Source organism: Mesobacillus jeotgali (genome assembly GCF_002874535.1).
GTDB classification, from domain to species: domain Bacteria; phylum Bacillota; class Bacilli; order Bacillales; family Cytobacillaceae; genus Mesobacillus; species Mesobacillus jeotgali.
Map to the genome: position 1 here is coordinate 3,999,326 of NZ_CP025025.1, position 23,061 is coordinate 4,022,386.

The following is a 23,061-nucleotide window of genomic DNA, read 5'->3' on the forward strand; positions in this document are numbered from 1 at the left end:
CTTAGAAGTCATTTCCTATTCTAAGCCTAATATCCTATAATTTTAGGAGATAAACTCCTTTTTTAAAATAAAAACATTTTTCCAAAATATTTTTATACCTGTCAGACCACTAATTATTATAACATCCAAAGCTATTTACTGTATTAAAGTTATATTACAATCATGAGACATCATTGTTCCCCGATTGCCGTCAACTTATAATGAATTGTAGCACTAAGTACCAGTGTCGAACATAAAAACGATGTCGAAGAATTAATAGATGGGGTTGGGAAATTTTTCGTCCGAGAGGAGAGACAGAATTGTTACCGAGTTACTATACAGTCAAAGGATACGGCGAACATGAAATCGAGATACAAAAGTCGCGTTTCATCGCATATGTACAGAGAGCGGAAACCGAGGAAGAAGCCCAGGACTTCATTCAAACAATAAAAAAGAAACATTGGAACGCAAATCACAATTGTTCAGCATACATCATAGGAGAGCACGACCAAATCCAAAAAGCAAATGACGATGGTGAACCGAGCGGTACAGCAGGAGTCCCGATCCTGGAGGTTTTAAAAAAGAAACATCTAAAAGATACTGTAGTTGTCATTACTCGATTCTTCGGAGGAATTAAACTCGGGGCCGGCGGACTCATTAGGGCATACGGCAAGGCAACCACAGAGGGCCTGACAGCAACGGGCATAGTTGAACGTAAGCTAATGAAAATCATCCATACGACCATAGATTACACCTGGCTGGGAAAAATCGAAAGTGAATTAAGATCTTCAGAATATCAGATTAAAGATATTCACTATCTTGATAATGTAAAAATTGAAACATATGTGGATGAAGCTAAGACAGATGACTTTACGCAGTGGATGGTGGACTTAACGAATGGACAGGCTTCCTTTCATTCCGGCAACAATTTATATCTGGAATCTGAATATACATCCTAAAGTTACTTAAAATGGAATTGCTCTATTTTCAGTAAGGCGATATAATTGCTTATTGAGCATTTACTTATAATCTGGGAGGAAACAAGAGTATGGACCGCTCTACCCTAAAAAAGAGAAAAAAGAAACGAAGTATATTAAAGAAAATCGTCCTAATGTTTATTAGCATGTTAATCATAATTGGATCATATTTCGGATTTGTAGCTTACAAAGCATATGATGCAGCCTCTTCATCCTTTAACCAGCTGGAGCGTGGCAGCAAATCAAAACTCAGGGCCAAAGAAATCACTGTAATGGAAGATCCCTTTTCCGTCCTTTTAATGGGAATTGAAACTTATTCCAGCGGAGGTAAAGGCGGTCGTGCTGATTCACTAATTGTCGCAACCATTAACCCTCAAAGTAAATCTATTAAACTATTGAGCATCCCGCGAGATTCATTGGTAATGGTTCCAAACAAGGGTTCACAGGATAAAATCAATCATTCCTATAACTATGGTGGAAAAGAATCTACAATTGAAACGGTTGAAACGCTGTTAAATATACCTATTGACTATTATGCGACAGTTAACTTCAAAGGTTTCAAACAAATTATTGATGAAATTGGCGGAGTAGACGTCAATGTTCCGTTTGATTTTTGGGAAAAAAGTGACGTAGGCGGAAAGAAGCTTTATTTTTATGAAGGCCCAATGCACCTTGACGGTGAAGAAGCTCTTGCATATGCAAGAATGAGAAAACAGGATCCAAGAGGCGACTTTGGAAGAAATGACAGACAGAAAGAAATCATTGAAGCATCTGTAAAGGAAATGGTTTCTGTGAAGAACCTTCTAAGTTTGGATGACATTGCCGAACATGTTGGTAATAACATTGAAACGAACTTGAAGATTTCTGAAGGATTAGGTGTTCAAAAAGCCTTTATTGGGTTCGATACTTCTAATATTGAAAAATTGGCACTAAAAGGAACAGACGCCTACTATGATAACGTTTATTATTTCGAACTTGATGAAATCGAGTTGGAAAATATTAAAGAGCAACTTCAAGCCCATCTTAACCATACTAATTAGTACAACTAAAGGGGGTCAAAATTTTGAAGGACCCAAATAATATAATTATTTATCGTGATTCGTTATTGCCAAGATCAGAAACATTTGTCGCAAACCAAGCTTTGTCTTTACAAAGTTTCAACCCCTATTTTTTGGGATATAAAAAAGTACAAGGAGGCATTGATCTTCCTGAGGAGAAAACATGTCTCTACAGTCAAAAAATATCTTCCAGAAACAACCCTGACGAAATATTATGGAAAAAGCTTGGAACAAATCCAAAGTTCAACCGTTTTATCAGGGATGTGAACCCAATTTTGATTCACGCGCATTTTGGCCCAGATGGCTTAATTGCCCAGCCTTATGCGAAGCGCCATAACAAACCGTTGTTGGTTACCTTCCATGGATATGACGTAACAGTTAAAGACGAATACCTTTTAAAACAGTCTTACAATATAAGACAGTATGCGAAAAATCAGCAGTTGCTAAAAAATGATCCTAATGCATCCTTTGTAGCCGTATCATCTTTTATAAGAAAAAAACTTATAGATAAAGGTTTTCCCGAAGAGAGGATTTTTACGCATTATATCGGAGTGGATTTGCAAAAACTCCAAATTTCTCAAAGCGTTAAACGTGAAAATGCTGTATTGTTTGTAGGCAGGCTAATTGAAAATAAAGGATGCGAATTTTTATTAGAGGCGTTCAAAGAGATTTCAACTCACTCCCCTGAAACAGAGTTGTGGATTGTAGGCGATGGCCCTGAAAAAAGGTCACTTGAAGAAAAGGCAAAAACCATTTCCAGCAAAATTACTTTTTTTGGTGTGAAACCTTATGACGAAGTAATACGTCTAATGAATCGTGCAAAGATTTTTTCAGTACCTAGTATAGAAATTGAAACTGGCGCTTCAGAAGGATTAGGAATGGTTTTTGTAGAGGCACATGCAATGGGACTACCGGTTGTAAGCTTCAAAACGGGCGGGATTCCTGAAGCAGTGATCAATAATGAAACAGGACTTTTAGTTAACCAACGGGACATTAAAGGACTTGCTGATTCTTTATTAAGTTTATTACAGAACCCGGCTCTCATTGAAAAAATGTCACACAACGCTATAGACCATGCAAGAAAAAACTTTGATATTGAAAGGCAGACAGACAAATTAGAGGATATCTACAGATCAGTAATTAAACAAGATACGACAAAAAATTGATTGCTTTTTTCTATTGATTTGTTATCCTAACAACAGATGCATGTCTTGAGGTGAATTTATGTATACAATAATTGATTACATTATAGCATTTGTCCTTTCTCTTGTTGTTTCAATTGCAATAACACCATTTACAATTAAATTTGCCAAGAAATTTGGCTTTGTAGATAAACCTGATTACAGGAAAGTCCATAAAGAACTGATGCCCCGGATTGGCGGTTTATCAATTTTAATTGGTGCAACAGCAGGACTGCTTTACCTTAATAAATTGATTCCACTGCTTTGGCCCGTTCTCCTCGGAGGCGCAGTGATAATAATTATTGGTATTTTTGACGATAAATATACATTATCTGCAAAAGTAAAATTTTTAGGCCAGATTGTTGCTGCATCAATTGTAGTCGCATTTGACTTTAATATCGATTTCATTACTCTTCCATTCATGGAAGAAAGGATTTACCTGGGCCCATTCAGCTATGTCATCGGTGTCTTCTGGATCGTGGCGATTACAAATGCAATCAACTTGATTGATGGCCTTGATGGACTCGCATCTGGCGTTTCAGTTATAGCCATGACATCAATCATGTCACTGGCAGCATTAAATGGACACTTTATAGTTGTTTCCCTTACTGTCATCCTGATCGGAAGTACCATTGGTTTCATGTTCTTCAACTTCCATCCAGCAAAAATTTTCATGGGTGACACAGGAGCATTGTTCCTGGGTTATTGTATCTCGATTATTTCATTAATGGGGCTATATAAAAGCGTTACGATCTTTAGCCTGATCGTTCCAATCATCATCCTTGCAGTCCCAATTTTCGATACACTGTTCGCGATAATCAGACGATTACTCAACAAACAAAAGATTTCAGCACCGGATAAATCCCACCTTCACCACTGTCTGATTTCAATGGGGTTTTCACATCGGGAAACTGTATTAACAATATATGCAATTAGCGCCTTTTTCGGACTTGCGGCGATTATCTTCACAAGATCAACATTATGGGGATCAATTGCGGTCATTACAGTAGTATTGCTCCTGATTCAGGTGATAGCAGAACTGGTTGGCCTGATCGGAAGCCATAAACCATTGTTAAATGCTTATAAGAAGATGCGAGCTAATATGAACCAAAGCTATAAATAGAAAGAACCCTGTATCCTTAATCAGATACAGGGTTCTATTTTGATTATGCGTTTTTAGCTTTACGTTTTAATACCATACTAATTACTTTATTGAAAAGACTTTTATCAAATTGGGCTGCCAGAAATACATAAGAAAGTGCACCTATAAGGACTAAAACAATCAGCAGCACCCAACTTGGCTGCAGTCCAATCTGAACTGATAACAGCACAAGCAGATAAACAATTATGGCCATCAATATGGAGATAATGGCTGGAACCCTCAGTGAGCGGAAATAATCCCCTGCTTTTAGCTTTGTTACATGATGGAGGAGCTTTCTGCCCAATATAAAGTTAATGAAACTTACCGCTACATAAGCGATTGCTACCGCTAAAACGCCCTGGTTGACTACCAAGTAGATGGCAAGGCCATTAATAATTGCTACACCCAAGTCCCACATGAAACCCAGGTCAGCTCTCCCCTTTGCAAGCAATACCGAACCGTTAGGATTCATCAGAACCCTTAGTAACCCTAATACAGCTAAAATTTGAATGACCGGAACAGCATCAATCCACTTAGCGCCAAAAACTACTGGGACAAGAATATCGGAAACTGCAATCAATCCGATCAATATTGGGAACGTCACGAATGACAGCATTTTGGTCATTTGAATGAAACCCTGATTAATAATCTCATCATTTTTCTGGTTTAATGAGAAAACCGGGAAGGCTACTTTCGTAATAACAGGGTTAATCTTGGTTACTGGTATGACAATAAGCTGGTAAGCCAAGCTATATATACCAAGTGCTTCTGTTCCTAAAAACCTACCGATAAGGATATAATCGATATTGGAAGCAAAATAGTTAACAGAGCGTGACCCCATTTGGTACGCACCAAAACTGATATACCCCTTTAAATCCTCTCCTTTAAACCTAAGAGCTGGTCTCCATGTCTTCCAACCATACGTCATTAGAAGCAATGACTTTACCGAGTTGGTTATGATTTGCCCCCATACCAATGACCAAACTCCATAGTCAAGTATCGCGAGGAGGACGGCAGAAGTGCTACCAAGTACAACCGATACAATTTCAATTTTGGCTAGACTGTTGAACTTAAGTTCCTTTTGCATCAAAAATTGAAATTGCTGTCCTAATGGTGTAATTAAAAAGATAAAAGCTATATAAAATAAAAGTTCCTTTAGTTTGGGCTCATTATAAAAATCAGCAATATAAGGGATTATGAGCAGTAAGATTGCAAAGACTGCTATTCCCGCCAATATATTCAGCCAGTAAAGACTGGAGAGGTGTTTTTTATTCAAATCCTGGCGATGGACTATAGCGCTGCTAATCCCCATATCGGTAAAAACCTGCGAAAAAACAATAACGACCATAATCATACCCATCAAACCAAAGTCTTCTTTAGATAGTAGTCTCGCAAGCAAGGCAAATTGCAGCAATTGGACAACTGTAACCACAATCGTCGATAGACCAGTCCATTTCATGCCACCCAAAAAGAGTTTTGTTACATTATTCATTGTCATTTACACCGTCCAATTAGAAATTAACGACAGTTGTCTCCGGGATTCTAAAAAATGCGCAAACAAGGTGAAAGCAACAAAGTTTACGAAAGATCCTCCATATAAAATAACAGAAAAGCCCCCTAAAACGTCAGCCTTTGTTTTAGAGGGGCACAGTACCTATCTCGATGTAGGTTTCCATGTTGCCTGCCTTTTGCCTGTCATAGCTCTCATTGTACCCAACAGGGCAGCATAGTTAACTAAACAGAAATAGTATGGAATATAGGTGATTTTGTGTTTCACCCAAATTCCAAGTAAGGCGAGACCATAGAAAAGAAGCTGAGCAGCAAAGACCCATTTGTATAGTTCATGGTCAAGTAAAAAAAGATTCATAATAAATACGGCAATCATGTAATAAGGTACTAGCCATCTCAGGAATTTATGGGACATATACTTATAAAAGAAATCAAAGTTTTTAAAGGGATTAAGGACTTTTTTATAGGCCATTATTCCAGTAAAACTTCTAGTGACAATCCTGACTTTTCGTCCGAATTCTTCTTTTTCTTTAGTCGATGTCTCTTCTTTTGTAATAGCATTGGGCTCATAGACAAATCTTTTTCCCTGGCTAATGATGATTAATGGATTTTGCATGTCATCCCCAACATTAGGATTCATCTCTTTAAATAATTCTCTCCTGATCGCATAGATTGAACCATTCGCAACAATGCTTGTCCCCGTTTGGGTTTCCAACGTTTTAAGGAGTTTTTCGTATTTCCAATAAGCGCCTTCTGATTCACCTATAGATGAATTTGTAGAGTTAAGAAGTTTTAGTTCACCGCATACACCGCCAATGGATGGCTCGCTAAAATGCTTTACCAGATACAGCAGCGCATCCTTTTCATACATGGAATTCGCATCCGAGAAGACTAATACATCACCTTTTGCTAAAGGAACAGACTTATTAAGCGCCTCCGTCTTTCCTTTACGCCCCTTGACAACATTCAAGGTGATAAAAGGGTACTTCGCTGAGTATTCCTCGACAATTTCATTTGTCCTGTCTGATGAGTCATCAGATACGACAATTATTTCTAATAATTCCTTCGGATAGTTTAAGTCTGCTGCGTTTTGAAGTTTCTCTCCAATTACTTTCTCTTCATTATATGCAGCGATAAAGAATGTAACTTTTGGCTTGTAGGCCTGGTCTTCGTTTACAGGAACTTTTTTGAACGAAGAAATAATTTTGAGCAATACCGGATACCCAAAATAAATGTATACTATTAAAAAAATCAAAAACCAAAAAGCGACTTGCAATACCATCATTATCTTCTTCCTTTCAGTAAAAAAGGATGAAAACCTTGCCTGTCAGACAAGGTTTATCATTACTAATATTATTCATTATCCATTAACCATTACTAATATTATTTATTATCCATTAACCAATGGAATTTTATTATTCCCTGCCGTCAACAAGCGGGCGACCAATAGAGGAATAATAATAACCTAATTCCTTCATTGTTTCAGGTTCAAACATATTCCGCCCGTCAATGATGATTGGCTGGTTAATAGTTTCTTTTAATTGGACCAAATCCATTTCTTTAAATTCCGGCCAATCCGTTAAAATGACTACCGCATCAGCGTTATCAACTGCTTTTTGCAGGCTTTCCACCGCATTTAAACCAGGAATTACCTTTTGAGCATTTTCAGTAGCTACAGGATCAAATGCGAAAACATCTGCTCCCTTTTCTTGAAGCAGTGGAATTAAATCAATAGATGGAGCATCTCTCATGTCATCTGTATTTGGTTTAAAGGCCAATCCGAGGACAGCAATTTTGCGGCCGGATAAATCATTGTTAAATACAGCTTCTAGTTTATCAATGATTTTGAATCTCTGGTTCTGGTTGACTTCCTCGACATTTCGTACAATCTTGAAATCATAGCCCGCTTTACCAGCAATCTGAACAAGAGCACTTGTATCTTTCGGGAAGCAAGAACCACCATAACCGATTCCAGCTTGCAAGAATGCTTTACCTATTCGGTTATCAAATCCCATACCTTCTGCTACCTTAGTGACATCAGCACCAACTAGTTCACAAACATTCGCTACTTCATTTATGAAGCTGATTTTAGTAGCCAAAAAGGCATTAGAAGCATATTTAATCATTTCTGCAGTCTCAACGTCCGTTAAGACAATATTGGTATTAAACGGTTTGTGAAGCTCCGTCAAAACCTCGCTCGCCTTGTCGCTTTCAATACCGATGACAGCTCTTTCCATGTTCATCGTATCATAGATCGCCGAACCTTCACGCAAGAATTCAGGATTCGAGGCAATATCGAAATTTGTGTGGCCTGAAACAGAAGCGATAATTTCTTTAACTCGCTTCCCGGTGCCAACTGGTACTGTACTCTTGGTAACAATCACTTTATAGCTATCCAGATGCTCACCGATTGACTTTGCAACAGCTTCTACATATTGCAAGTCTGCCTCACCATTCTCTTTTGGCGGAGTACCAACTGCAATAAATACAACATCAGCATCTTTCAATCCTTCCGCCAAATCAGTGGAAAAGAAAAGTCGGTTTTCATTTATATTCTTTAAGACAAGATCAGATAGACCTGGTTCATAAATGGGAATAATTCCTTGTTTTAGCTTGTCAATTTTATTATGATCTAAATCGATACAAGTAACTTTGTTACCTATATCACTAAAACAAACTCCTGATACCAATCCCACATAGCCCGTACCTACAACACAAACATTCATGATGTTTCTCCTTTATTGTTACTTAATAATTTCTTTTAACCAATTCTTTAGAGGATCCTTCAAATCGTCCCTCATCAGGGCAAATTCTACTGTAGCTTGTACAAACCCATATTTATCGCCGATATCATATCTTCTGCCGCTAAATAAATACCCATACATATCTTGCTTTTCTGTTAACGCTTGAAGCGCATCAGTAAGCTGTATTTCATTCCCTCTGCCTGGTTCTGTATTTTCTAAGATATCCAATATTTCTGGTGTTAACACATATCGACCCATAATAGCTAAGTTCGATGGAGCTTCTTCCTTTGCAGGCTTTTCCACCAGGTTCCTGATTTTATATAAATCACCATCTGTTTGCTTGGAGATAGGATCAATAACACCATACTTAGAAATGTCATTTTCCTCGACCTCTTGTACACCAATGATGGAGGCATTTTTCTCTTCAAATTGATCTATAAGCTGCTTGAGGCATGGGGTCTCAGATACTACAATGTCATCACCCAACATAACAGCAAACGGATCATTGCCAATGAACTTTCTTGCACACCAAATAGCATGCCCTAGTCCCATTGGTTCTTTTTGGCGGATATAATGGATATCTGCTAAGTTCGAGATTTGTTTAATCTTTTCGAGCTCTTCATACTTGCCCTTAGCTGCAAGTGATTCTTCAAGTTCCATTGCTTTATCAAAATGATCTTCTATCGCTCTTTTTCCTCGACCTGTTACAATCAGAATATCTTCGATTCCTGAAGAAACGGCTTCTTCAATAATGTATTGAATAGTAGGTGTGTCAACGATAGGAAGCATCTCTTTAGGCTGAGCTTTTGTGGCAGGTAAGAATCTTGTGCCCAGACCAGCCGCAGGGATGATTGCTTTTTTAACTTTTACCATTATTACACTCCTCAATTTACTTTTTTAACATGTGTATTATATCATAAGCACATAAAAAAAAGCTTTTGGTATAACTATACACTAGAATACCATAAATGTTATTCCTTAAAAGCTGGTGACCTAAACATTTAACACAATTGAAAAAAATGAAAGAGACGAGGGAATACCCCGTCTCTCTCATCTTGTTATTTGGTAATTACTGAACCCGGATAATAATGGCCTAGTATTTCCTGGTATGATTTTCCTAGTTCCGCCATTTTCTTGGCTCCATACTGGCTCATGCCGACTCCATGACCAAATCCTTTACCATTTATAGCAAACTGTGTTGATGTTTCAGCAACATTGTCAATATGGTAGCTCTTAAATAAAGTTCCACCCATCATCGCCCTTAGGACACCAATTCCTACATTGTCCTTCTTCATTACATGTACCTTAATGTCTCCGATTAAAGCATTTTTAATTTCTTGTCTTGCTGTTTCAGAGATAGCTGCTTCACTGCCTAAATAAACAACACTCGGTCTAATACCCAGGCTCTTGATCCACTTCTCTGCATCATATGACAAGGAATCCTTTTCAGTCAAGATGACTGGTGCATTGGATTTTGATGCTAATACAGCACCAGGAAGAGCATCGATGAAAGTCTGCCCTTGTGCGAAATAAAGGGTACTTGTATCAAATGAAAGTCTTTTGGCAATCTCAATACTTGTATGATAGCGTGATGGTCCTTCAATTCGGCTGACATCACCAATTCCCAATGACTTCAATTGATTCACTATTCCTGTTGAAACTGCACTCTCGCCACCAATGATCGTGACTTTATTTACTTGATGCTTTTTCAACGTATCTAACGTGCTTTGGAGGAGCTTGTCCTGTGCAGTAAGGATGATAGGGATTTGCTTACTTGCTGCATAGGATGCAATAGACAAAGCATCAGGTGAATTTTGGTCACCACTTGTAATGAATACTTCTGAGAATGCTCCAATTTGATCTGCAATTTTCAAAGCAGTATGGTAACGGGAAGCTCCATTAATCCGCTCCACGTTGTATCCCATTGTCTTCAGCTGATTTTCCGAAGAGCTATCGATTGCTGATTCTCCTCCAAGCAGGTAAACAGTACTTGGCTGCAGCTCCTTAATTCGCTCTAGAACCACGGATGGAACTTCATCAGATTTTGTCAAAAGTAACGGCGAATTTAGCTTTTTTGCAAGCACCGTTCCCGTAATGGCATCCACATGGATGTCACCTCTTCCCAGCACCACGGCAGTAGCAGTACCTGGCCATCCCTTTTCAGAAATATCAACACTAGTGTGATACCTTGAAGGCCCTCCAAGTGTTGTAGAATAATTATCAGGAAGGTTGCCTGGCAAGTCTCGTACATAGTTACCACTTGAATCCTTCATGATATATTCTACATGCAGGGTACCTGTTGTCCTTTTTCCTGTTGTAGTGCCGCTATCCGCTAAAGTATAACCACTTCCTACACCAACTTTTGGAATGCCAGTAACCTTGATTTCAGTATTCGGATGATAGTTATTCCTTATATAGGATTTGATATAGTTAATATTCAGCAATTCATTGCCTTGTGCCTTTTCCCTCACCTGTCCCCACCACAATTGAGGCTGACTTAAATCCAGGCCTGATAGACTGATTTGCTCTTTATTTAATGTAATGTTCCATTCAATTTTAGGATCGTATGGGTCCGGCTTTGAAGGGAGGTATGGTAACTTTGCAGAACCCCAATAATTTGAATTGGATTCTGTATGTCCTCCATTGCTTGATGAATAAACAGCTGATATCAATCTGCCATTATGAGTGAGAACTTGCCCTGCAGTGTCGTTGACTGCTTGATTTGTCTTAGCATAATAAGAGCTGTTCCATGTATAGCCAGAATATGCTTGATACTTAACTGTATCATCAATTACTTGGGAGATTCTTGCCTTAATATATGTTCTAGCTGCTATAGCCTGTGACTTTAATGCTTCAAGCGACCATGATGCAGGCATTTCAGCAGGAACAACGCCTTTCAAATAGTCTTCCATCGAAAGTTCGTTTACTGGCCGGACATAACTCCCTTCCTTAGTAAACCTCATAGTACCAAGATAGTTTCTTCCATTTATATTGGCATAATGGGATTGCCCGTACTCTTTTGGAGTAATCGTTAATGGCATGTCCGAACTTTTCAATAGCTTTGAACCATGGTAGATTGCTATCTTTCCATTTTCATTCTTTACATAATATTGATTGCCAGAGGTTAGGGATGTTCCATCAAGCAAGTATTCCCCAGTTATTTTTAATGGAATACTAGTCTTGTTCCCTAAATAGTTTACTAGTTTAACTTTCACAATTGGTTCTGAATTGGCTAAAGTACTTTTACCCGAAAACGTACTTGCAAGCAAAAAGACAGCTATAAGCAAAATCAATTGCTTGTATATTTGTTTCATTTAAATATTCCCCCGTAAATGTTTTTCACATGACCAGATCAACAGTCGACTTATAGCCACCTTCTCCAGTAACCTCAACTTCTTCCCTTACCATTCCATGTTCAGGTGCGTAATAACGTGTTTTGATTGTTTCTGCCCCAACTACTTCTTCCGTCACTAGCTTAATGGCATAGACATTTTGAAGAACCTGATTCCCAATCTTGACCGTAGTTTCTCTTGCTACCAATTCCCAGTCGCTATCGCTACCCAGCAATACCTCTGGGCCCATTTCCGGCTCAAAGGTGCCAAGGATACTAGCATTATGATCATCCAGACTAGTATTCTGGTAGACTAAAGCTACCTTATCCTTAGTCCAGAGATAAACCTCTGTTGTAACAGATGAACCGAGAGTAACTTTCATTTGCAGATACTGGTCATTTTGATCAACTACTTCTTCTGTAAAAAGCATTGCACCTTTTTCCACAAACTCCCTTACTTCTCCTGTACTAGGCCTATACTTCAGAAAACCACTATCCTGGGTTATTTCATCACCGTTTTCTTCTTTATTACTATCGGTATTTTGGCCTTCATCTTTAGACGCTTCATCATTTTGTTTAGACGATGCTTGGTCATGTTCTTCTGTTTTTTTATCATCTTGCTCTGGCTTGCTTTCGTCATTGGAACAAGCAAAAAGCAATGAGAGTATTAAAAAGAAAGGAACTAGTAATCTCTTAAACATAAGCTTCCTCCATAGATGAAAGACTCGGTAAAACCGAGTCTTTATTTAACTTTATTAGTCACTTCCGTAACGGCATCCTTGCTTAGAGTTCCACCGATGACCAATACTTCTTTAATTGATTGGTTTTCACCATGCTCAAGCAAGAAGGATTCGAGATTAACCTTTACTGATCCATTGATTAGTATCAGTGGAGCAGGATTGTTCACAGCAAGAGGTGCAGCTGCAAGAGCATCAGGGAAGTTCTCACCTGTCGTCAGCAACACAGTTTCAGACTCAAGCTTGTCGCCAAATGCCCACAGTACTTTAGCCAATGTATCGTAACGATTAGAACCAGCAAGACGGACTAAATTGCTAGTCTTCTCTTTAATCTTAGCTTCTACTGCAGAACCAACGACTTTGTCTCCTCCAACAATCCTTACTGGTTTTCCTGCCATTAAATTAACTGACACATCTGACACTTTATCCAAATCGGTCAGAACAATGCCCCAATTTTGTGATGCAGCAATCGGCGCGACTGCTAATGCATCTGCGTACTGCTTTCCTGATGCAACAAAATAGCCATTTACATTCCCAAGTTTGGCGAGGATCTTCCTGTTGGTATCATAACGGTTGCTTCCATTGATTCTATCAACCTGAATACCAAGTCCTTTGATTTGATTTTCAACAACAGTATCTATCGCGGCTGGACCACCAATGATGACAACCTTGGATGCTTTTAAACGTTTTAACTCTGTCTTTACACTTTCAACAAGAACATCAGCTTCTGACAGTATGATTGGTGCTTTACCATACAATCCGGATAGCGGACCAGCAGATAGTGCATCTGCAGGATCAACACCTGTTGTAAGAAGGACAATCTTTTCTGCCTTATCTGCCGCAAATCCATTAGGGTACATTTTCTTAGAAATTTCAATTGATGTTTGAATTCTTCCAGATCCGGCTATATATGTAGGAGATGCAGATCGTTCTACTTTAACAGCATCTGATTTAGACCAGATAACCTCTCCAGTGTCATTGCGGACAATATAGCTATTTTCCAGCTCGTTTGCTTTTGTAACTGCTTGGTTGTAGTCAAACAACTCTTCCTTCACAGTTTCACTTTGTTTGACAGCATACTTTTTCGTTAGGTAGTTGGACCAAACAGTCCATCTGTTGTACTTATCATAAATTCTTGTTTCTCCATTATTGCTGGCAAATTTAATTGCTTCATCAATAGAGTAGAATTCTTTTAGATAGCCATTTTCTTTGTGAACAACGATAAATTTACCATTTTCAAAAACAAACTTTTGTTGAGTTTTGTCAAAAACTTTCGCTAACTTTGTTTGCTTTGATACATAGGTTTTAGCTTCTTCTAATGTTGTAAAAGTAGCAAGTCGCTTATTATTTTCATCGAACACTTCAAAAACCTTATAGTAATTAACGACACCTTCTGCAATTGCTTTAGCAGCTGCCCACTGATAACTGCTTGTTTTGATTCTGCTTTCTTCTTCCCTGTTCGTCATAAAACCTAGCTCAAGTAATACGGCCGGCATTTTTGCATTTCTAATCACATAAAAACTTTGATTATTCCGAACACCTCTATCAAGAGTTCCTAAGCTTGGGATTAGCTTAGAGTGTATGTTAGTAGCAAGACGTTTGTTGTCTGGCAGGTATTTAATCTGAAGTGGGTCATGTGGGTATTCAGACTGGTAGTGATTCACTCCATCATAATAATATGTTTCGATTCCTTTAACGTAGGGATCTCGTGGGTGTGCATTATGATGAACGGAAATAAAAACAGTGTTATCATTATTATTCGTTGCAAAGCCATTGGCTACCTGAGTTCTTTTATCCAGGTCTCCGCCTTCCCCACTTAAATATGTCGAAAAGTGCCTGTCATCGGAGCGTGTCATTTTCACAGTGATACCACGGCTCTCCAATAATGACTTTAACTTTAATGCCACGTTAAGATTATTATTTTCTTCACAGATCCCTGTACTACTTCCAGTAAGTCCACAAGTACCAGAAAATCTCCCTCCGTGTCCTGGGTCAATTACTACTACCTTCTCCGCACCAGCGAAAGACGGTGCTGCAAATAGAAAAATCCCTATTAACGCAGCCATAAATCCATACAGTTTGATCCTCATTGTTGCCCTCCCTAGAATATTGTCAAATTTTCTGTATCTGTGTAGTATTATAGCAATCTATTTAGCTATAAAAAATAAAAAAATTGGAAAATAGTCCAAATTAGCTGTTGGTACTTTTATCCAATGGGTAAAATCGAGTGCAAATTATTTGACATAGTTTATTATTATTCTCACAAAAAAAAGGTTAAAGCTAGATTAGCTTTAACCTTTAAACTATTAAAATACTCTTTTTGCACCAAGGTATCTAGGCTTGAAGTAAACATTGTCCATACTTGTGATCGTTACTCCGTAGGAACTACTTGCATGAATGAAAGAATTATTCCCAATATAAATTCCAGCATGGGAAGGGCCAGGTTGATACGTTTCGAAAAAGACGATATCTCCCACTTCCGGCTTGTCCACTTTTACACCGCTATTCCAAATATCAGCAGTTGTCCGAGGAAGATTTATACCATGTGCATCATATACATAATTCAGATATCCACTGCAGTCGAACCCCTGTGTCGTTGTTCCACCCCATACATACTTGGTTCCTTGTAAGGATTTTGCAGTTTCTATTATTTTGTCCACATTTAAATTCAATTTACTAAGTGCGGCATCAGATACCACACCTGCCCCTCCAATAACCGTAAGCCTTTCAACATTTTTCTTTTGTATCAGGTCATACGCTGAAGAGGATAAATTAGAAGAACGTGTCAGAATCATTGGCCGATTATATTTAGCAGCCAATACTGACCCTGTCAGAGCGTCCGCAAAGCTTTCGCCTGTTGCCATGAAGGACTTTTCCAAAGTTGGTTCAAATAATGATTCAACAATTTTTGCAGCTGTATCATATCGATCAGACCCGGAAATTCTTTCTGGATTCGGCAAATCCCCAAGGACGTTATCCCTTACTACCGCACTTCCGCCAATAACCAGCGTATCCTTAAAGTTTCCTATTACTTCTTTTGTTTCTTGTGGCAAATTATCTTTATTCGTTAACAAAATCGGGATTTGATTATTTGCTGCATAAGAAGCAATCGCAAGGCTATCAGGAAAAGAATACCCATTTGCTATAACAGCCTTTCCATTGCCTACTTCCTTAGCTATTTGAGCAGCTGTTTCGAAGCGATTTTTCCCCGCATAACGGGTGACTGAAAGTCCAAGAGCATCAAGTTCTGCCTCAACCTTGGAAGAAATGACCTGTGATCCACCAAGTAAAATTGCCTTCTTAGCGTTTAATCGACCAATTTCTTTTTTTACACTGACAGGCAAGTAATCTTTATCCGTCAGCAACATCGGAGCGTTTAACTTATGTGCAAGCGGTACTCCTGCAAGAGCGTCCGGAAAGTTATTTCCTACAGCAAAAATTACTGTCTCTGCCCCTTCCGACCATCCCTTCTGTGATATATGTATAGAAGTTTCATATCTGTTTTGTCCATAAATCCTATCTATTTCGACAGCATGTCCACGGTCAGTATCCAAAAAAACAAATCCTAATGTAACAAGAAAGGTCAAAAAACCTAATTGCAAGCCCTTACGCATAAAATTCAAAGTCATTATGGGACTCCCTTCGATGTTTCTTTCGTCCATTCTATCATTTATCCCCTTCCTACAATTTTACAAAAATATTACATTTGCGACATTAAACCTCTTTTTGTTTGTTAATTATTAACAGAAAACTATAAAACATTTCATTAAATGTAAAATGGTAGTATAATTGCCAAGGAAATTCAGTCGAAAGGTGAAACATAAGCTATGAAAAAAATTTCGTTAATTCTATTACTTTTGCCATTGGTATTCGCTTCGTATTCACATAATAATAGATTTGCCTCTGCAGAGGAACTTCTAATTCCCGATCCAAATTTAAGATTGACTCTAGCTGAAATAAATGAACGCAACCCAGAATTTACAGCCAATTGGATTAGTACGCTGACAGACCTCGATGCCAGTTGGATAGGGGTCGCCAATATAGCCGGACTTGAAAACCTGACAATGGCCACTGAATTATATCTCTCAGATAATTTCATATCGGACCTTGCCCCTATCAGCAATCTCAATCAGATAGAGATTCTGGATCTATCCAGAAATTCAATACAGGATATAGGTTCACTGGCCAAATTGAATAATATTCAAGATTTAAGACTTAACCAAAATCTATTAACTGATATTTCACCTCTTCAAAGCCTGAGGTTTAATTGTCATTCGTGCAACCTTAACTTGAGCAACAATAAAATACAAAGCATTCTTTCTCTATTGAATGTAGAAATTACAGAAATAAACAACAGCTTCTCTCTGGATATTAGCAATAATCTAGTAAACTCCCTTAAGGGTCTTGAATCTATTAGTAAATTGTCGACACTTGAGGCTGCAAATAACACAATTGGAAGTCTTGCACCTTTATCAGGACTCACCAATTTAAGAAAGTTGAACATTAACAGTAATAAGGTTTCAAGCCTTTCATCACTTGCACAGTTAACCCAGTTAACTGATATAGAAGCGAGTAATAATTTAATTTCATCTCTGAAGGGATTAAACCTGAACCCAGAGGATGTTCATTATTTAAACTTGATGAACAATAGAATTATCGATATTAACGCACTAACTAATGTAACCGGGGGATACATAGACTTAAGCAATAATAAGATTACAGATATAAGAGCATTAAGGAACATACAGCACGGATCAGTAAATTTGAAGGGAAATCCACTGTTCCCTGATGCCCTTGATACTATTAATCTTCTGGAATCCCGAGGAGTTGAAGTTCAGTACGACGAGATTTCATACCTTACGTTTGACGAAAATAGAATAGCAGGAAACAGCAGATACCATACAGCAGTCGAAATCTCCCGTTCAGGATGGTCCCAGGCTAATACGGTGTTTATCGCCAAAGGAGATTCATTTCCGGATGCATTGGCAGGAGTACCTCTTGCATACAAAATGGGGTCGCCAATTCTTTTAACCGAGAAAGAAAAGTTAACTCCAATTACAAAAGAAGAGATTATAAGGCTGGGGGCAAAAAAAGTAGTGATCCTTGGAGGATCCGGGGCAATCTCTCCTCAGGTGGAGCAATCACTCAAAGAAGTGGTTGAAAGTGTTGAACGTATAGCCGGTAACAGCCGTTTTGAAACGGCATATAAAATATCTGAAAAAATTACAGGCAATCCCGAAAAAGCTATCATAGCATTTGCGCATAACTTTCCAGATGCGCTATCAATCGCATCCTATGCTGCTCAAAAAGGCTACCCTATACTGCTGACAGAAAAGGAAAGTCTGCCCTTCTATACTAAAAAAGGATTAGAGGGTAAGACAGAGACTTTGGTGATTGGCGGAGAATCCGTTATCGGGAAGGATGTGTTTTCGGAGCTCAACAGGTACAATCCTGTCAGAATTGGCGGGAATAACCGTTTCGATACCGCAGCAAAAATCGTCTCCAAGCTAAAATTAAATACGGAAAATGTATATGTTGCAAACGGATTTGGGTTTGCCGATGCTTTAACAGGATCAGTGCTCGCGGCCAAGCAAGGTTCTCCTTTACTGTTAGTAGGGCCGGATAAAGTTCCGGCTGAAACCGGGAAGACTTTTGAAACCTATCCGATCAATAACTTCACAGTGTTCGGCGGTAGTGCCGTGGTTAATGATTCTGTTATCTATAATCTAAATGAGTATTTAAAATAATGAGGTATTAAAATGTTACTAAAAAACAAACTAATGATTGTTATTATGTTGCTGCTCTGTTTTTTACCAAACCATGCAGCACTCGCTGAAGAACTAAATGAGAGTAAAACTGTTATCTTCTATGTCTCTCACCAGGATGACGAGCTTCTGACAATGGGAAGCTCAATCGTTCACTATGTGCAACGAGGGTATGAAGTTCACCTTGTTCTTTTAACAGACGGCGCATCTTCAAAAGCGATTAACACGGTTAATAAACGGTTGAATGAAGAAGCATATTCACCATTAACAGTAAAGGACTTTTCCAGGGCTCGTTTTCGTGAATTTGTAGAGTCCGCTAAAGCCCTGGGCATTAAACGGAGAAATATGCATTTCGAATATATGCGTGATGGAGCCACCAATGCAGGAGAAATTGAAAAAGTCATTCGCCGTTTCAAGGCCGAATTCCCATCCGCTGAACATACAGCCTTTAGCTATCATGACGACCACATTGACCACCGGAATTCCGGTCTTGCTCTTCTGAATTTGTATAACCTCGGTATGCTGAGCGAGACAAAGTTCTATATACAAAATGTTGAACGCCATTTGTGGCCAGGTGAATATGAGGATTATCACTCTAGTTACGATACTTTTATCGAAAGAGCCATCCTGGCTTATTCTTTATGGGACCCTGCTTATAAAAGATACGCTATTGGCAATACATCTGTAAGCTATGATTTCAAAAAACTGCTAGAAGATCCAAGAGGTAAATACCACTATCCCAACCAATAAAATATTAAATCACCCGGTCAATTAACAGGTTCTTTTATGTTGATTGGCCGGGTGTTTTCGTTATGATTTTTATTATTTGAAACTCAGGAACCATCATTAAAAATTGTAACGTTAATTTCTCTTTACAAATTACTTAAAAACGAATCATAAACAATAAGTATGTTATAATACTTTTTGTTTCAAATTAAGATATCTAGTATTTTATTTAGGCTCTTTTCTCAAAACTTTGTTGCTATTGACTACTAATTAGGATTGAATGACCTATTTTTCTTCGAAAAGTTGACTGTTTTATAAGAGAAGAGCATGCAAACTTAATACCGACCTGCAAAATGCCTAATATTACGTTAAAATCGGCTTTAGGATTATAACAACAACCTTTTCGAAAACAGCAATTATCTAAAAATAAAAAACAGGGTGATTTTTAATGATAAGTGTTATTGTTCCCACTTTAGGGACACGTCAAATGGAACTCATACGCCTTTTCGATAGTCTGGAAAATCAATCAAATAGTGATTTCGAGGTTATTCTTGTGTCTCAGGACAACGAAGAGAAAATAAAGAATCTCCTTTCTGACTATAATTTTTCACATAAGCATATTCACATTAATAAAAAGGGCTTATCACATGCCCGAAATGTGGGCTTGAACTATATTTCCGGCGATATAGTCACTTTTTCAGACGACGATTGTTGGTATTTGAATAACAGTTTTGAAAAAGTGCATTCTTATTTTAAAAATTCCACTGCAGGAATTATTTGTTTTCAAATGTTTGACCCTGATAAAAACGAGTATTTAAAGAATTACCCTGCTGAAGCCCAGCCAACGGTTTCCAAAAGAGGGTTGTGGTCCAAGTCATCAATTGAGATTTTCATTGACTTAAAAAAGGTAAAGAAAGAACATCTTCATTTTGATGAGGAGTTTGGCCTTGGCGCGAAGTATCCGTCAGGAGAGGAAAACATTCTCTTGTTTGATTTATATTCTTTAGGGTATCAAATTGCTTATGAACCAGAATTGATTGTTTACCACGAGAAGAAAGATATCGTTACAAGACTGAATACAAAAACGGTTCTGGGTAAGGGGCCTATGTTCAAACGGATGTACAATACACCGGTTTCCCTGGCACTAATTACATTGTTCTTTTTCAAAAAGTACAACTTAATCCAAGGAGAAAATAAGGCCAAGCTTTTAATATCATCATTAAATGAAACGATTCGTTATAATAAAAGTTAATTTTAATTGGGCTTCAATTAGATTACAAAACCTAAACAGTATGAACTGTATATTATAAAAATAATTTAATAGGGAGAATAACATGCAGACTAATGAGTTAACAAAAAAACATAAATTGATTTTCCTTGTTTTGATTGCTTTACTGATGTTTAAACCGGCACCAGGCATATTATTCGGTGCTTTTTCAGTTAAGATCATTCCCATCATAATCTTACTAATCAGTTTCGTCGTTTTGCTCATCATGACAAAAGACTGGTTATTGAAAAGTCCAAATAACCTCTACTATTTAGACAAAAAACCAGATTATGTAACAATTTTTCTATCACTAGGAGCCCTCTCACTCATTATTTCCACTGTGTATGGAATTATAGCATTACCGAAGGCAGGGCTGGGTGACTTTATTGAACTATATCGATATGCCTTTTATATTTCATTTTATTTAATCGCAAGAGAAGTCAAAGTTCCATCAATTAAACAACTTTTCTTTCCGATTTTCCTTTTTATCTTAGCGATTGAGATATTCGGTATACTGCAATTCTTTAATATCTTTAATATTAATAATCATATCGGTTTATTATATACACAAAGTGAAAGCTTATATAAGATGATTGACCATCAGCATAGAGTGACAAGTACATTCCAGAATCCGAATATGTATGGATCTTTCTTGATCATTGTTGTCGCATTGGTCCTTTCATATATGACAATTTACAAAACGAATCCGATTATTGTATATGGCTTTATTACTCTAAGCTTGCTAAGTGTATTCTTTACTACTTCTAGAACAGCTGTCATTATTACAGCTGGAGTTATTGTCTACTGGCTACTGTTAAGACTCGTTTTAAGAAAAGGTACTTTTATCAAGTCTCTGTCTCAAGGTCTAATCGTACTCGGTATCTTTGCCATGCTTGCACTCGTAGTCATCCCTAAGGTTCCATACCTTGACTATGCTGCAGATCAAATCATTTCCGGACTTTCCGCAAATGCTCCAAGTGAAGGCGGAGAAGATTCAGAAGGCGAAGATGGTGACAACTCGAATTCCGAAGAAGACGATGAGCGACTTAAGAGAAGTGTTGAATCGGTAAGTTCTTTTAAAAACAGATATTACTATTGGAATCTAAATCTGGAGAAGTTCAAGGAGTCCCCTATCATTGGCTCAGGTCCAATGAAAGAAGGATTTGTCCGTTTTGCAGATAATTCATACCTCTATACTTTGGCAAGATATGGTGTTTTAGGCCTTTTAGTTCTAGCCGGCATGTATCTATACATTTATGCAAGGACTTTTTACTCCATCCTTAAAGAAAATAAGTCAAAACAATTTCTTGGATTGGCTATAAACCTTACAATCGTCGGTTATGCAGTAATGGGAATGGTTGCTGAGGTTTGGTACAATCTTCAATCAATCACCGTTTTATTTATCATTATCGGGCTAATGTTCAATAAATTTATTAGCGATGAGGAAGAAAGTATATGAAAATAATCTATCTTTCCTGGTTTTCATCAGGAGAAGGTTCACAAGTACACGCAAGTGAATTTATAGAAGCAATGGAACAGTTGGGACATGAAGTCATCCCTGTTGAATTATCATTGCGCAAGCAAAATCAAGCCTCCAATATCCAGCGGACAAAGGAGCTTCAACAAAAGAGCAATAAGCTCAAATTAATCTTAAGGGAAGCAAGATCAGTTGCAATGAATATCCCAAGGGTATTGAGACTGACCAAGCTTATTAAGGAACACAAACCCGATTGTGTTATTAATCGATATTCCCCTTATGATCTATCAGCCATTATAGCTGGTAAACTAATGAATGTTCCCGTGATTTACGAGGTGAATGCTTCTGTTGTATTTGAAAGAGATCTTGAGAAGCGTTTCTATATTAAAGGTTTGTTGAATTGGTTTGAAAAGAAAGTGTTCAAAAGTTCTGATGCTGTGACTGTCGTATCTAATGAACTGAAAAGATACTTTGCGGAAAATAGTTATGATGTATCCAAAACTATTGTTGTGCCAAATGGTGTTGATATTGATAAATTCAGTCTCGATGCCCCTGCTCCTGATTTCCTAGTCCCGCTAAAGGAAAAATGGGAAAATGACGTGGTCATTGGCTTCCTGGGTAGTTTAAAATCTTGGCACGGAGTTGAAAGAGGAATAGATATCCTTCCAGATTTGCTCAAACATATACCGAATCTTCGCTTCTTGATAATAGGAGATGGTAATGAGCGAGAGCGTCTCGAAAATAAGATAAATGAGCTATCACTTACTGAATATGTTAAAATAACAGGATTTCTTGACCATAAAGAGATTCCAGGTGCTCTTAACCTTATGGATATTGCGATTGCACCATATAAGGATATTGAGTTTTTCCACTTCTCTCCACTTAAAATCTTTGAATATATGGCGATGGGTAAACCGGTTGTAGCTCCTGCCCTCGGTCAATGTAAAGAGTTAATTGAAACAGGTTACAACGGAATACTTCTAGAAGAAAACACGAACGACCACCTTGCTGAAGCAATTAAAAAGATTGCTGATAATGATGAGCTTCGTGGCCAAATGGCCTTCAACGCAAGGGATTTTATTGAAAAGCACTACACCTGGAAGGCAAATGCCAAAAAGTATGAAACAGCCATACTTGAAATAAAAAGTGAAAAAAGGAAATAGAAGAAA

The 23,061-nt window shown here is 37.9% G+C and carries 17 protein-coding genes; 9 read left to right on the forward strand and 8 right to left on the reverse strand.

Going from position 1 to position 23,061, the window contains the following annotated elements:
* Positions 1-299 precede the first annotated feature (299 nt).
* The 4 genes from CD004_RS20180 (at position 300) to CD004_RS20195 (ending at position 4,318) form a co-directional block, all read left to right on the forward strand.
* Positions 300-938, forward strand: coding sequence for a YigZ family protein (locus tag CD004_RS20180; RefSeq protein WP_102264392.1), 639 nt, complete (start codon positions 300-302; stop codon positions 936-938).
* Positions 939-1,027: 89 nt separating this feature from the next.
* A complete protein-coding gene (locus tag CD004_RS20185; RefSeq protein ID WP_102264393.1) occupies positions 1,028-1,996 on the forward strand; it encodes an LCP family protein in 969 nt (322 codons plus the stop codon).
* 23 nt (positions 1,997-2,019) lie between these two features.
* Complete coding sequence (locus CD004_RS20190) at positions 2,020-3,180, forward strand: glycosyltransferase (protein WP_102264394.1); 1,161 nt, start codon at positions 2,020-2,022, stop codon at positions 3,178-3,180.
* A 58-nt stretch (positions 3,181-3,238) separates the two neighbouring features.
* The gene (locus CD004_RS20195) at positions 3,239-4,318 is read left to right on the forward strand and encodes a glycosyltransferase family 4 protein (protein WP_180321259.1); all 1,080 of its coding nucleotides are present in this window, start codon (positions 3,239-3,241) and stop codon (positions 4,316-4,318) included.
* A gap of 43 nt (positions 4,319-4,361) precedes the next feature.
* On the opposite strand, the gene tuaB is transcribed toward CD004_RS20195, so the two are convergent.
* The 8 genes from tuaB to CD004_RS20235 all read right to left on the reverse strand — a co-directional run bounded on the left by tuaB (position 4,362) and on the right by CD004_RS20235 (position 16,286).
* Positions 4,362-5,828: a teichuronic acid biosynthesis protein TuaB gene (gene tuaB / locus CD004_RS20200; RefSeq protein ID WP_158651605.1), complete on the reverse strand. Its 1,467-nt coding sequence runs from the start codon at positions 5,826-5,828 to the stop codon at positions 4,362-4,364.
* 162 nt (positions 5,829-5,990) lie between these two features.
* A complete protein-coding gene (locus CD004_RS20205; protein ID WP_102264396.1) occupies positions 5,991-7,130 on the reverse strand; it encodes a glycosyltransferase family 2 protein in 1,140 nt (379 codons plus the stop codon).
* Between the two features lie 130 nt (positions 7,131-7,260).
* Positions 7,261-8,571 (reverse strand): UDP-glucose dehydrogenase family protein, encoded by a 1,311-nt coding sequence (locus CD004_RS20210; protein WP_102264397.1) that lies wholly within the window; start codon positions 8,569-8,571, stop codon positions 7,261-7,263.
* An 18-nt stretch (positions 8,572-8,589) separates the two neighbouring features.
* On the reverse strand, positions 8,590-9,462 hold the full coding sequence (galU, locus tag CD004_RS20215; RefSeq protein WP_102264398.1) for a UTP--glucose-1-phosphate uridylyltransferase GalU: 873 nt from the start codon (positions 9,460-9,462) through the stop codon (positions 8,590-8,592).
* A gap of 185 nt (positions 9,463-9,647) precedes the next feature.
* Entirely contained in the window at positions 9,648-11,903 is a 2,256-nt protein-coding gene (locus CD004_RS20220) for a SpoIID/LytB domain-containing protein (protein WP_102264399.1), read from the reverse strand.
* Positions 11,904-11,928: 25 nt separating this feature from the next.
* Positions 11,929-12,621 carry a hypothetical protein gene (locus tag CD004_RS20225; protein ID WP_102264400.1) on the reverse strand — a complete coding sequence of 231 codons (693 nt, stop codon included), beginning with the start codon at positions 12,619-12,621 and terminating at the stop codon, positions 11,929-11,931.
* Between the two features lie 41 nt (positions 12,622-12,662).
* The gene (locus tag CD004_RS20230; protein ID WP_102264401.1) at positions 12,663-14,747 is read right to left on the reverse strand and encodes an N-acetylmuramoyl-L-alanine amidase; all 2,085 of its coding nucleotides are present in this window, start codon (positions 14,745-14,747) and stop codon (positions 12,663-12,665) included.
* A 216-nt stretch (positions 14,748-14,963) separates the two neighbouring features.
* Positions 14,964-16,286 carry a cell wall-binding repeat-containing protein gene (locus CD004_RS20235; RefSeq protein WP_158651606.1) on the reverse strand — a complete coding sequence of 441 codons (1,323 nt, stop codon included), beginning with the start codon at positions 16,284-16,286 and terminating at the stop codon, positions 14,964-14,966.
* 198 nt (positions 16,287-16,484) lie between these two features.
* On the opposite strand from CD004_RS20235, the gene CD004_RS20240 reads away from it, so the two are divergent.
* The 5 genes from CD004_RS20240 to CD004_RS20260 all read left to right on the forward strand — a co-directional run bounded on the left by CD004_RS20240 (position 16,485) and on the right by CD004_RS20260 (position 23,055).
* Complete coding sequence (locus tag CD004_RS20240) at positions 16,485-18,404, forward strand: cell wall-binding repeat-containing protein (protein WP_102264403.1); 1,920 nt, start codon at positions 16,485-16,487, stop codon at positions 18,402-18,404.
* A 12-nt stretch (positions 18,405-18,416) separates the two neighbouring features.
* Positions 18,417-19,172, forward strand: coding sequence for a PIG-L family deacetylase (locus CD004_RS20245; RefSeq protein ID WP_102264404.1), 756 nt, complete (start codon positions 18,417-18,419; stop codon positions 19,170-19,172).
* A 424-nt stretch (positions 19,173-19,596) separates the two neighbouring features.
* A complete protein-coding gene (locus tag CD004_RS20250; RefSeq protein ID WP_102264405.1) occupies positions 19,597-20,400 on the forward strand; it encodes a glycosyltransferase family A protein in 804 nt (267 codons plus the stop codon).
* Positions 20,401-20,482: 82 nt separating this feature from the next.
* Positions 20,483-21,874: an O-antigen ligase family protein gene (locus CD004_RS20255; protein ID WP_102264406.1), complete on the forward strand. Its 1,392-nt coding sequence runs from the start codon at positions 20,483-20,485 to the stop codon at positions 21,872-21,874.
* The gene (locus CD004_RS20260; RefSeq protein ID WP_102264407.1) at positions 21,871-23,055 is read left to right on the forward strand and encodes a glycosyltransferase family 4 protein; all 1,185 of its coding nucleotides are present in this window, start codon (positions 21,871-21,873) and stop codon (positions 23,053-23,055) included. The genes CD004_RS20255 and CD004_RS20260 overlap by 4 nt, the downstream gene beginning before the upstream one ends.
* The last annotated feature ends 6 nt before the right edge of the window (positions 23,056-23,061 follow it).